The sequence below is a fragment of the Streptomyces avidinii genome, from assembly GCF_014650695.1.
Taxonomy (GTDB): Bacteria; Actinomycetota; Actinomycetes; order Streptomycetales; family Streptomycetaceae; genus Streptomyces; species Streptomyces avidinii.
In genome coordinates this window covers 291,782-303,837 of record NZ_BMVL01000007.1, presented here as the reverse complement: position 1 = coordinate 303,837, position 12,056 = coordinate 291,782, and the positions used below count along the sequence as shown (strand labels likewise).

At 66.4% G+C, this 12,056-nt stretch carries 10 protein-coding genes and 1 tRNA gene; 10 read left to right on the top strand and 1 reads right to left on the bottom strand.

Translation table 11 applies throughout. The features are described 5' to 3' along the window. Positions 1-214 precede the first annotated feature (214 nt). Complete coding sequence (locus IE257_RS20535) at positions 215-1,441, bottom strand: pyridoxal phosphate-dependent aminotransferase (RefSeq protein ID WP_189970648.1); 1,227 nt, start codon at positions 1,439-1,441, stop codon at positions 215-217. A 193-nt stretch (positions 1,442-1,634) separates the two neighbouring features. Here IE257_RS20535 and IE257_RS20530 point away from each other — a divergent pair. From IE257_RS20530 to rpoB, 10 genes are all read left to right on the top strand, one after another. Next, positions 1,635-1,707 (top strand) — tRNA-Trp (locus IE257_RS20530). Positions 1,708-1,813: 106 nt separating this feature from the next. After that, complete coding sequence (gene secE / locus IE257_RS20525; protein WP_030388883.1) at positions 1,814-2,095, top strand: preprotein translocase subunit SecE; 282 nt, start codon at positions 1,814-1,816, stop codon at positions 2,093-2,095. An 82-nt stretch (positions 2,096-2,177) separates the two neighbouring features. After that, positions 2,178-3,101: a transcription termination/antitermination protein NusG gene (gene nusG / locus IE257_RS20520; RefSeq protein ID WP_189970646.1), complete on the top strand. Its 924-nt coding sequence runs from the start codon at positions 2,178-2,180 to the stop codon at positions 3,099-3,101. Positions 3,102-3,266: 165 nt separating this feature from the next. Then, complete coding sequence (gene rplK / locus IE257_RS20515; protein WP_030008445.1) at positions 3,267-3,701, top strand: 50S ribosomal protein L11; 435 nt, start codon at positions 3,267-3,269, stop codon at positions 3,699-3,701. An 88-nt stretch (positions 3,702-3,789) separates the two neighbouring features. Then, positions 3,790-4,518, top strand: coding sequence for a 50S ribosomal protein L1 (gene rplA / locus IE257_RS20510; protein ID WP_031147455.1), 729 nt, complete (start codon positions 3,790-3,792; stop codon positions 4,516-4,518). 184 nt (positions 4,519-4,702) lie between these two features. Continuing rightward, positions 4,703-5,650, top strand: coding sequence for an SCO4651 family lipoprotein (locus IE257_RS20505; RefSeq protein ID WP_189970644.1), 948 nt, complete (start codon positions 4,703-4,705; stop codon positions 5,648-5,650). A 77-nt stretch (positions 5,651-5,727) separates the two neighbouring features. Further along, complete coding sequence (locus IE257_RS38975; protein WP_268251426.1) at positions 5,728-6,639, top strand: SCO4651 family lipoprotein; 912 nt, start codon at positions 5,728-5,730, stop codon at positions 6,637-6,639. 246 nt (positions 6,640-6,885) lie between these two features. Then, the gene (rplJ, locus tag IE257_RS20495) at positions 6,886-7,416 is read left to right on the top strand and encodes a 50S ribosomal protein L10 (protein WP_030008449.1); all 531 of its coding nucleotides are present in this window, start codon (positions 6,886-6,888) and stop codon (positions 7,414-7,416) included. Positions 7,417-7,526: 110 nt separating this feature from the next. Further along, complete coding sequence (gene rplL / locus IE257_RS20490) at positions 7,527-7,907, top strand: 50S ribosomal protein L7/L12 (RefSeq protein WP_189970642.1); 381 nt, start codon at positions 7,527-7,529, stop codon at positions 7,905-7,907. A 576-nt stretch (positions 7,908-8,483) separates the two neighbouring features. Continuing rightward, complete coding sequence (gene rpoB, locus IE257_RS20485; protein ID WP_189970640.1) at positions 8,484-11,966, top strand: DNA-directed RNA polymerase subunit beta; 3,483 nt, start codon at positions 8,484-8,486, stop codon at positions 11,964-11,966. The last annotated feature ends 90 nt before the right edge of the window (positions 11,967-12,056 follow it).

Genomic DNA, 12,056 nt, shown 5'->3' with positions numbered 1-12,056 from the left:
GTTTTACCGATCGGGGGCTTGCGCGAACGCGTGAACGGGGGGCGGGGCCGCTGCGCGGGGGCCTCCCGGGCGCTGCCCGGACCCGCGCCCCGAACGCCGGCGGGGCTGAACGTGCGCCTCAAGCGCCGGCGGGGGTGGAAGAGGGGAACGGCGAGCGGCGCCGGTCCCCGTGGGGGCGGCGCCGCTCAGGTCGGGCCGGAGGCCCTTGTCAGGACTAGGCCTTGGCCTCGGCCAGGAGCTTCTGGATGCGGGAGACGCCCTCCACCAGGTCCTCGTCGCCCAGGGCGTAGGACAGGCGCAGGTAGCCGGGGGTTCCGAAGGCCTCGCCCGGGACGACCGCGACCTCGACCTCGTCCAGGATCAGGGCCGCGAGCTCGACGGAGGTCTGCGGGCGCTTGCCGCGGATCTCCTTGCCGAGGAGCTCCTTGACCGACGGGTACGCGTAGAACGCGCCTTCGGGGGTGGGGCAGAGAACGCCGTCGATCTCGTTCAGCATCCTGACCATGGTCTGGCGGCGGCGGTCGAAGGCCCTGCGCATCTCCGCGACCGCGTCCAGGTTGCCCGAGACGGCGGCGAGCGCCGCGACCTGGGCCACGTTGGAGACGTTGGACGTGGCGTGCGACTGGAGGTTCGTCGCGGCCTTGATGACATCCTGCGGGGCGATGATCCAGCCCACGCGCCAGCCGGTCATGGCGTACGTCTTGGCGACGCCGTTGACGACGATGCACTTGTCGCGCAGGGCGGGGACCAGCACGGGCAGCGAGGTGAACTTCGCGTCGCCGTAGACGAGGTGCTCGTAGATCTCGTCCGTCATCACCCACAGGCCGTGCTCCGCGGCCCACTCGCCGATCGCGCGGGCGTCGGCCTCGCTGTAGACCGCGCCGGTCGGGTTGGACGGGGAGACGAACAGGACGACCTTGGTGCGCTCGGTGCGCGCGGCCTCCAGCTGCTCGACGGAGACCCGGTAACCGGTGGTCTCGTCGGCGACGACCTCGACCGGGACACCGCCGGCGAGACGGATCGACTCCGGGTAGGTGGTCCAGTACGGAGCCGGGACGATGACCTCGTCACCCGGGTCCAGGACGGCCGCGAAGGCCTCGTAGATCGCCTGCTTGCCGCCGTTGGTCACCAGGATCTGCGAGGCCTCGACCTCGTAGCCGGAGTCCCGCAGGGTCTTGGCGGCGATCGCGGCCTTGAGCTCGGGCAGGCCGCCGGCCGGCGTGTAGCGGTGGTACTTGGGGTTGCGGCAGGCCTCGACCGCGGCCTCGACGATGTAGTCCGGGGTCGGGAAGTCGGGCTCACCGGCACCGAAGCCGATCACCGGGCGCCCGGCGGCCTTGAGGGCCTTGGCCTTGGCGTCCACGGCGAGGGTGGCGGACTCGGAAATGGCGCCGATTCGGGCGGACACCCGGCGCTCGGAGGAAGGCGTTGCAGAGGTCATACGAGCAATCGTCCCAGACGGCCAAGAAGCCCCGCACACCGTTTCAGTCAACGGACTGCCGCATGTCAGGTCGGGTGCTGTTCGACGTCAGGTCCCGGTTCACGTACACTCACCTGTCGTTGGACCTCGCCAGCCGCTGAGAAGCGTGAGCACTCCGTGCACTCGCTCGGATGCGGTAGGTTGGGGGACGCAAAGGGTCGTAGCTCAATTGGTAGAGCACTGGTCTCCAAAACCAGCGGTTGGGGGTTCGAGTCCCTCCGGCCCTGCTCCACACTCCAACTCGGACGTGTGTGCGCAGGTACGTACTTAGATGCAACGCCGTGCGGCGCAACCGGGCGCGGTACGGCCACGACCCGGATTCAGGTGAGAGACGTGACGGACGCCCTGGGCTCCATCGACATGCCTGACGCCGAGGACGAGACGCGCGAGAAGAAGGCCCGCAAGGGCGGCAAGCGCGGCAAGAAGGGCCCTCTGGGCCGTCTCGCGCTTTTCTACCGCCAGATCGTCGCGGAACTCCGCAAGGTTGTCTGGCCCACTCGCAACCAGCTCACGACGTACACCACCGTGGTGATTGTCTTCGTCGTCATCATGATCGGTCTGGTGACCGTGATTGACTTTGGGTTCGAGAAAGCCATCAAGTTCGTCTTCGGCTGATCCCGCGGGGGGCGGCGCCTGATGGGTGTCGCCCGTTTTCGCATGTTCCACCACCTTTTGTATCCAGGAAGAAGCAGCCACCGTGTCTGACCCGAACCTGAACGCGAGCCACGACTCCGTCGAGTCCGTCGAGGACGAGCTCGACATCGTCGAGGCGGCGGACGCTGTGGACCCCGACGAGGCCGAGCTCGCCGACGCCGAGGCGGGTGCCGCTGCCGAAGAGGCCGCGCTGCGCGTCGAGTCCGACGAGGACGAGGTCGAGGTCGAGGCTGACACCGCGGTCGAGGCCGACGCCGACGCCGAGGTCGAAGAGGCTGCTGACGAGGCCGAGGTCGAGGCCGACGAGGAAGAGGCCGAAGAGGCCGCTCCGGTCGAGCCCGCCGAGCCCGTCGACCCGATCCAGGCCCTGCGCGAGGAGCTCCGCCTCCTGCCCGGCGAGTGGTATGTGATCCACACCTACGCCGGCTACGAGAAGCGCGTGAAGGCCAACCTCGAACAGCGTGCCGTCTCGCTGAACGTCGAGGAGTTCATCTACCAGGCCGAGGTGCCCGAGGAAGAGATCGTCCAGATCAAGAACGGCGAGCGCAAGAACGTCCGGCAGAACAAGCTGCCCGGTTACGTTCTCGTCCGCATGGATTTGACGAACGAGTCCTGGGGCGTCGTCCGCAACACCCCTGGCGTCACCGGCTTCGTCGGCAACGCGTACGACCCGTACCCCCTGACCCTGGACGAGATCGTCAAGATGCTCGCCCCGGAGGCGCAGGAGAAGGCCGCCAAGGCCGCTGCGGAAGAGGCCGGTCTGCCCGCGCCCGCCGTCAAGCGCACCATCGAGGTCCTGGACTTCGAGGTCGGCGACTCGGTCACCGTCACCGACGGTCCGTTCGCGACGCTGCAGGCGACGATCAACGAGATCAACCCCGACTCGAAGAAGGTCAAGGGCCTCGTCGAGATCTTCGGCCGCGAGACCCCGGTCGAGCTCAGCTTCGACCAGATCCAGAAGAACTGATCTTCTGAGCAACAGCTTCCGGACAGGTCAGATCGCCCCGTGAAGGGCGGTCTGACCTGCTCGGTTTTTAGCCCCGCACCGATACCCGTTATCGTGGTGCGGTATGCCTCCATCCGGATGACCGGATCGGCGGCTGAAAACTCTCACTAGGACCCGGAGAGAGCAATGCCTCCCAAGAAGAAGAAGGTCACGGGGCTTATCAAGCTCCAGATCAAGGCCGGTGCGGCCAACCCGGCTCCGCCGGTCGGCCCTGCGCTCGGTCAGCACGGCGTCAACATCATGGAGTTCTGCAAGGCCTACAACGCCGCGACCGAGTCGCAGCGTGGCATGGTCGTGCCGGTGGAGATCACGGTCTACGACGACCGTTCCTTCACCTTCATCACCAAGACTCCGCCGGCCGCGCGCCTCATCCTGAAGCACGCGGGCATCGAGAAGGGCTCCGGCGAGCCCCACAAGACCAAGGTCGCCAAGCTCACGGCTGCCCAGGTCAAGGAGATCGCCGAGCTGAAGATGCCCGACCTGAACGCCAACGACATCGACGCCGCCGTCAAGATCATTGCCGGCACCGCGCGTTCGATGGGCGTCACCGTCGAAGGCTGATCCAGCCACCCCCAGCACCATCAGTGGTAGGACCAAGCGCTGGTCCGCACCACGACTCCATGCCTGAAGCCAAAACACAGGAGCAGAAGTGAAGCGCAGCAAGACTCTCCGCGCTGCGGACGCCAAGGTCGACCGGGAGAAGCTGTACGCCCCGCTCGAGGCCGTCCGTCTCGCCAAGGAGACCTCCACGACCAAGTTCGACAGCACCGTCGAGATCGCCTTCCGCCTGGGTGTCGACCCGCGCAAGGCCGACCAGATGGTCCGCGGCACCGTGAACCTCCCGCACGGCACCGGCAAGACCGCCCGGGTCCTGGTCTTCGCGACCGGTGACCGTGCAGCGGCCGCGGAAGCCGCCGGCGCCGACATTGTCGGCGACGACGAGCTGATCAACGAGATCGCCAAGGGCAACCGCCTGAACGAGTTCGACGCCGTTGTGGCCACCCCGGACCTCATGGGCAAGGTCGGCCGCCTCGGCCGCGTGCTCGGTCCCCGTGGCCTCATGCCGAACCCGAAGACCGGCACCGTCACGATGGACGTCGCGAAGGCTGTCACCGAGATCAAGGGTGGCAAGATCGAGTTCCGCGTCGACAAGCACTCGAACCTGCACTTCATCATCGGCAAGGTCTCCTTCTCCGATGAGCAGCTGGTCGAGAACTACGGCGCGGCCCTCGACGAGATCCTTCGTCTGAAGCCGTCCGCCGCGAAGGGCCGCTACATCAAGAAGGCCGCCCTCAGCACCACGATGGGCCCCGGCATCCAGCTGGACTCCAACCGCACCCGGAACCTCCTCGTCGAGGAAGACCCGGCTGCTGTCTGATCGGGCTGAGCCCGACGGCTCACTGATCTGATCGACGAACGGGCCCCTCGCCCCCTTCACAGGGTGGCGAGGGGCCCGTTTTCGTGTTCATGACCACATATCGCTCGACGGGGGCGTAATGGGGGCGCGATCCGGCCGAGCAGGAACGTAGGGTCGGCCGGAAGAGATCGATCAAGGGGTGGGGATGCGCGTGTCCGCGTACCGGAAGAAGACCGTCGGCGCAGCGCTGGCCGCCGTACTGCTCGTGGGTGGGGCCACGGCGTGCGAGAACGGGAAGAAGGAGGACTCCGGCAGGGCTGCCACCGGGGCTTCCGCAGAGCCGAGCAAGCCCGCGGCAGGCGGTTCCGCCACCGAGGCGCTCGCGGCCGCGTACAAGAAGACCTCGGCCGCCAAGTCGGCCAAGGTCCGCATGACCATGTCGATGCCCGCTTCCCTGGGCGGCGGCGGGACCATGGAGATGACCGGTACCCAGGGCTGGGACCCGCAGGTCATGGACATCACCATGAAGGGCACGCTGACCCCGGGCGCGGGCGCCGAGTCCATGCGCATGATCATGTCGAACAACGTCATGTACATGGAGGTGCCGAAGGGCTCCCCGATGTCCGAGGGCCTGGACGGCAAGAGCTGGATGAAGCTGGACGTCACCGCCGCCGCGGAGGCCTCCGGCGACGCCGAGGCGCTCAAGAAGCTCAGCGGCATGGGCACCATGGACCAGAACCAGGACCCGGCCAAGCAGCTCGCCCTGCTGCTCAGCTCCCCGAACGTGAAGCACCTCGGCGGCGAGAAGGTCGAGGGCGTGGACGCCGAGCACTACAAGGGCGCCGTGAGCTTCGAGGAGATGCTCGCGGTGAACGAGTCGGCGAAGGTGCTCTCGGAGGCCGAGCGCACCAAGCTCGTCGAGGCCACGAAGAAGGCCGGCATCAAGGGCTACGACATGGACGTCTGGCTCAACAAGGACGGCTACCCGGTCCACATGAAGGTCGGCATCGGGACGCCCCAGGGGGTCCTGAACATGGACGCCTACTACTCGGACTACGGCTCCGCGGCCACCGTGCGGACTCCGCCGGAGAACGAGACCTTCGACCTCTTCGCGATGCTCAAGGAACTGGGCGGACCCGGCGCGGGGGCCTGACCCTCCCACGCGCCCCGGCGGCACGCATTTCAGCAACAGAGATCAAGGATTCAAAGATCCACATGGGGGAGAACCAGATGAACCAGGCTGTCCGGACCCGAGCCGGAATCGCCCTGGCGGGCACCGCACTGCTCGTGGGCGGCCTCACGGCCTGCGGCGGCGACAAGGCCGACGCGGGCACCGGCAAGGCCGACGGGGGCAAGGCCGCCGCCGAGCAGGCGCACTCGCCCGCGGAGGCGGTGAAGGCCTCCTACCTGAAGACGGTGGCCGCCAAGTTCGCCAAGGCGGAGCTTTCCGTCGTCGAGCGCGACGGCAAGACCGACAGCCAGTCCGGCACCAAGGGCTGGTACCCGTCCAGCCACGACGTGATCCTGAAGAGCGAGAAGCCCGACACCCGCTCGGTCATGATCGGCGACATGGTCTACACCCACCTGGGCGAGCCCCTCATGGGCAAGGCCTGGATGAGCATGAACCTGGCCAAGGACGGCAAGCCGGGGGTCCGGCTCAACGACGACCCGGCCGAGTACCTCGCCATGCTGCTCGGCCAGGAGAAGCTCACGCACGTCGGCGCCGAGAAGACGGCCGACGGCATCGACGCCGAGCACTACAAGGGCAGCTTCACGGGGGCCGACCTGCTCAAGGCGGACGAGTCCACCAAGGTCATGCAGGAGGCGAACCGCCAGTACCTCCACGAGTCCGTGAAGCACCTCACCGCCTTCGAGGTGGACCTGTGGATCGGCAAGGACGGCTACCCGGTCCGCGCGGAGACCGTGAGCACGGACGGCAAGGGGACGACGAAGACCACGGCGAAGTTCTCCGACTTCGGCAAGGCCGCTCCCGTCGAGGCCCCGCCGGCCGACCAGGTCGTCTCCTTCGACGAGGTGACGAAGGAGACCGACCGCAAGCTCAAGCAGGCGGACGAGGACCTGAAGGAGGCCGACAAGACGCTCCGGGACGCCGGACTGGGCGGCCTGGACCTCGATTCCTGAGGCGATTTGCCTCGGCTGCACCCCTTCACGTAGTCTTCCCCAGAAGCCAAAGACCGCTGGTCGTTGCCGTGCCCGCAAGGGTTCGGTGGCCGAAGGATCCGTTGAATGCGGACGACCCGCGTAGGTGACTGTGGAAGGTTCCCGGAACTCGTTCCGGTTGAGCCACGCCCTGGCGCCTACGCCGGGGCGTTTCTTATTTAGCCCCTTCTGAGCGGTCCTCATCACCCGGAAGGAGGCGAACGCACCATGCCGACGCCCAACAAGGCTGCATCGGTAGCCGAGCTCAAGGACGCGTTCCAGAGCTCGAACGCCGCCGTGCTGACCGAGTACCGGGGTCTCACCGTCGCGCAGCTCAAGACGCTGCGTCGCTCCCTTGGTGAGAACGCCCAGTACGCCGTGGTGAAGAACACGCTGACCAAGATTGCGGCCAACCAGGCCGGGATCACCGCGCTGGACGAGCACTTCGCTGGTCCGACCGCGGTCGCCTTCATCACCGGTGACCCGGTGGAGTCGGCGAAGAGCCTGCGTGACTTCGCCAAGGACAACCCGAACCTCATCATCAAGGCGGGTGTCCTTGATGGTAAGGCGCTCACCGCCGATGAGATCAAGAAGCTTGCGGACCTCGAGTCCCGCGAGGTTCTGCTCAGCAAGCTGGCCGGCGCGTTCAAGGGCAAGCAGTCTCAGGCTGCCTCGCTCTTCCAGGCGCTGCCGTCGAAGTTCGTCCGCACCGCGGAAGCGCTTCGCGTCAAGCTCGCCGAGCAGGGCGGTGCCGAGTAATTCGGCTCGCGCACTGATCCACGCCGCCTAGTGCGTGGGTCGTAGCGGGCCGTTACGCCCGCCTCTATATACATCCGGCACCTGCCGATTTAGTGGAAGGATCGCCCATCATGGCGAAGCTCTCTCAGGACGACCTCCTCGCCCAGTTCGAGGAGATGACCCTCATCGAGCTCTCCGAGTTCGTGAAGGCCTTCGAGGAGAAGTTCGACGTCACCGCCGCTGCGGCCGTCGCCGTTGCCGGTCCGGGTGCCCCGGTTGCCGCTGAGGCCGCTGAGGAGCAGGACGAGTTCGACGTCATCCTCACCGGTGCCGGCGACAAGAAGATCCAGGTCATCAAGGTCGTGCGTGAGCTGACCTCCCTGGGTCTGAAGGAGGCCAAGGACCTCGTGGACGGCGCTCCGAAGCCGGTCCTCGAGAAGGTCGCCAAGGAGGCCGCTGACAAGGCCGCCGAGTCCCTCAAGGCTGCCGGCGCGGCTGTCGAGGTCAAGTAACACCTCTGGGGCCCTCTGGGGCCCCAACCAAGGGCGATCACCCGTAAGGGTGGTCGCCCTTTGGCGTACCCGCGGTGCCTGACTTGCCCTGGTCTCGTTGGGGAGTAGGGTGATCATCGTTGCCCCGAAGCAGGGTCCGAAGATGATCCGCTCGGAGCAGGGGGCCTTGACGAACGGGACGCGGCGCGCAATTCTCAGTCCCGTCGAGAGGTCGACCGCCTGGATCCGCGATCCGAGGCATGGATCGACTACGAAGAGGGCAGTACTGATACGCGCTCTGTGCACGAGTACGGGCGCCGCAGCGTTGGACACAGTGTTGGTTGAACGACATGGGGAAGGCCTGTTGCCGGTTTCCGGAAACCTGGTCTGGACATCAGTGAGCCGAGTGGCTACACTGACCCTTTGCGCTGCCTGTTAGCTGTCCCCTGCCCGTCGCCAGGGACATGCCCACGCTTGAGCACACTTGATTGATCCACCCTGACCTGGCCTTTTCGGTTGGATTTGGGGGGCTTGTCTTCTGTGTCTGCTGGGACCGGTACGCGCGTAGTGAGTCCGAGCCCTCGGAAGGACCCCCTCTTGGCCGCCTCGCGCAACGCCTCGACCAATACGAACAACGGTGCCAGCACCGCCCCGCTGCGCATCTCCTTTGCAAAGATCAAGGAGCCCCTCGAGGTTCCGAACCTCCTGGCGCTGCAGACCGAGAGCTTTGACTGGCTTCTCGGCAATGCCGCCTGGAAGTCTCGCGTCGAGTCGGCGCTTGAGAGTGGACAGGACGTCCCCACCAAGTCCGGTCTGGAAGAGATCTTCGAGGAGATCTCGCCGATCGAGGACTTCTCCGGGTCGATGTCGCTGACCTTCCGCGACCACCGTTTCGAGCCGGCGAAGAACTCTGTCGACGAGTGCAAGGAGCGCGACTTCACGTACGCGGCTCCGCTGTTCGTCACTGCCGAGTTCACGAACAACGAGACCGGAGAGATCAAGTCTCAGACGGTCTTCATGGGCGATTTCCCGCTCATGACCAACAAGGGCACCTTCGTCATCAACGGCACCGAGCGTGTCGTCGTGTCGCAGCTTGTCCGCTCCCCCGGTGTCTACTTCGACTCCTCGATCGACAAGACGTCCGACAAGGACATCTTCTCCGCCAAGATCATCCCGTCCCGGGGTGCCTGGCTGGAGATGGAGATCGACAAGCGCGACATGGTCGGTGTCCGCATCGACCGCAAGCGCAAGCAGTCCGTCACCGTCCTCCTGAAGGCTCTCGGCTGGACCACCGAGCAGATCCTGGAGGAGTTCGGCGAGTACGAGTCCATGCGCGCCACCCTGGAGAAGGACCACACCCAGGGCCAGGACGACGCGCTGCTCGACATCTACCGCAAGCTGCGTCCGGGCGAGCCGCCGACCCGCGAGGCCGCTCAGACGCTGCTCGAGAACCTCTACTTCAACCCGAAGCGCTACGACCTCGCCAAGGTCGGCCGCTACAAGGTGAACAAGAAGCTCGGCGCCGACGAGCCGCTCGACGCCGGTGTGCTCACCACCGACGACGTCATCGCGACCATCAAGTACCTGGTCAAGCTGCACGCCGGCGAGACCGAGACCACCGGTGAGTCCGGCCGTTCGATCGTCGTCGAGACCGACGACATCGACCACTTCGGCAACCGTCGTCTGCGCAACGTCGGCGAGCTCATCCAGAACCAGGTCCGCACGGGTCTGGCTCGTATGGAGCGCGTCGTCCGCGAGCGCATGACGACTCAGGACGTCGAGGCCATCACGCCGCAGACCCTGATCAACATCCGGCCGGTCGTCGCCTCCATCAAGGAGTTCTTCGGCACCAGCCAGCTGTCGCAGTTCATGGACCAGAACAACCCGCTCTCGGGCCTGACCCACAAGCGCCGCCTGTCGGCGCTGGGCCCCGGCGGTCTGTCCCGTGAGCGGGCCGGCTTCGAGGTCCGTGACGTTCACCCGTCGCACTACGGCCGCATGTGCCCGATCGAGACCCCTGAAGGCCCGAACATCGGTCTGATCGGCTCGCTCGCCTCCTACGGCCGCGTCAACGCGTTCGGTTTCGTCGAGACCCCGTACCGCAAGGTCATCGACGGTGTCGTCACCGACGAGGTCGACTACCTCACGGCCGACGAGGAAGACCGCTTCGTCATCGCCCAGGCCAACGCCGGCCTGTCCGAGGACATGCGCTTCACCGAGAACCGCGTGCTGGTGCGTCGTCGTGGCGGCGAGATCGACTACATCGCCGGCGACGACGTCGACTACATGGACGTCTCCCCGCGCCAGATGGTGTCCGTCGCGACCGCGATGATCCCCTTCCTGGAGCACGACGACGCCAACCGTGCCCTCATGGGCGCGAACATGATGCGCCAGGCCGTTCCGCTCATCAAGGCGGAGGCCCCGCTCGTCGGCACCGGCATGGAGTACCGCTGTGCGGTCGACGCCGGTGACTCGATCCGTGCGGAGAAGGACGGTGTCGTCCAGGAGGTCTCGGCCGACTACATCACCGTCGCCAACGACGACGGCACGTACACCACGTACCGCGTCGCCAAGTTCTCCCGCTCGAACCAGGGCACCTCGGTCAACCAGAAGGTCATCGTCAACGAGGGTGACCGGATCGTCGAGTCCCAGGTCCTCGCCGACGGTCCCGCGACCGAAGAGGGCGAGATGGCCCTCGGCAAGAACCTGCTCGTCGCGTTCATGCCCTGGGAAGGTCACAACTACGAGGACGCGATCATCCTGTCGCAGCGCCTCGTGCAGGACGACGTCCTCTCCTCGATCCACATCGAGGAGCACGAGGTCGACGCGCGTGACACCAAGCTCGGCCCCGAGGAGATCACCCGGGACATCCCGAACGTCTCCGAGGAGGTCCTCGCGGACCTCGACGAGCGCGGCATCATCCGCATCGGTGCGGACGTCGTCGCCGGCGACATCCTGGTCGGCAAGGTCACGCCCAAGGGTGAGACCGAGCTGACCCCGGAGGAGCGCCTGCTCCGCGCGATCTTCGGTGAGAAGGCCCGCGAGGTGCGTGACACCTCGCTCAAGGTCCCTCACGGTGAGATCGGCAAGGTCATCGGTGTCCGCGTCTTCGACCGCGAGGAGGGCGACGAGCTTCCTCCGGGCGTGAACCAGCTGGTCCGCGTCTACGTCGCCCAGAAGCGCAAGATCACCGACGGTGACAAGCTCGCCGGCCGCCACGGCAACAAGGGCGTCATCTCCAAGATCCTTCCGATCGAGGACATGCCCTTCCTGGAAGACGGCACGCCGGTCGACATCATCCTCAACCCGCTGGGTGTCCCGTCCCGAATGAACCCGGGACAGGTCCTGGAGATCCACCTCGGCTGGCTCGCCAGCCGCGGCTGGGACGTCTCCGGCCTCGGCGAGGAGTGGGCCGAGCGTCTGAAGGTCATCGGTGCCGACAAGGTCGAGCCCGGTACCAACGTCGCCACCCCCGTGTTCGACGGTGCCCGTGAGGACGAGCTCGCAGGCCTCTTCGAGCACACCATCCCGAACCGCGACGGTGACCGCCTGGTCCTCCCGTCCGGCAAGGCGCGTCTGTTCGACGGCCGCTCCGGCGAGCCGTTCCCGGACCCGATCTCGATCGGGTACATGTACATCCTCAAGCTCCACCACCTGGTCGACGACAAGCTCCACGCTCGGTCGACCGGTCCGTACTCGATGATCACGCAGCAGCCGCTGGGTGGTAAGGCGCAGTTCGGTGGCCAGCGCTTCGGTGAGATGGAGGTGTGGGCGCTCGAGGCTTATGGCGCCGCTTACGCCCTCCAGGAGCTGCTGACCATCAAGTCCGACGACGTCACCGGCCGCGTGAAGGTCTACGAGGCCATCGTCAAGGGCGAGAACATCCCCGAGCCGGGCATTCCCGAGTCCTTCAAGGTGCTCATCAAGGAAATGCAGTCGCTCTGCCTCAACGTGGAGGTGCTGTCCTCGGACGGCATGTCCATCGAGATGCGCGACACCGACGAGGACGTCTTCCGCGCGGCGGAGGAGCTCGGTATCGACCTGTCCCGGCGCGAGCCGAGCAGCGTCGAAGAGGTCTGACGGGCCTGACGGGGGGCTCGCTCAAGAGCCCCCCGTCATCCCCGGGACCGTTCAGACCATGATTGAGACTCGACCCCGAAAGAGGGATTG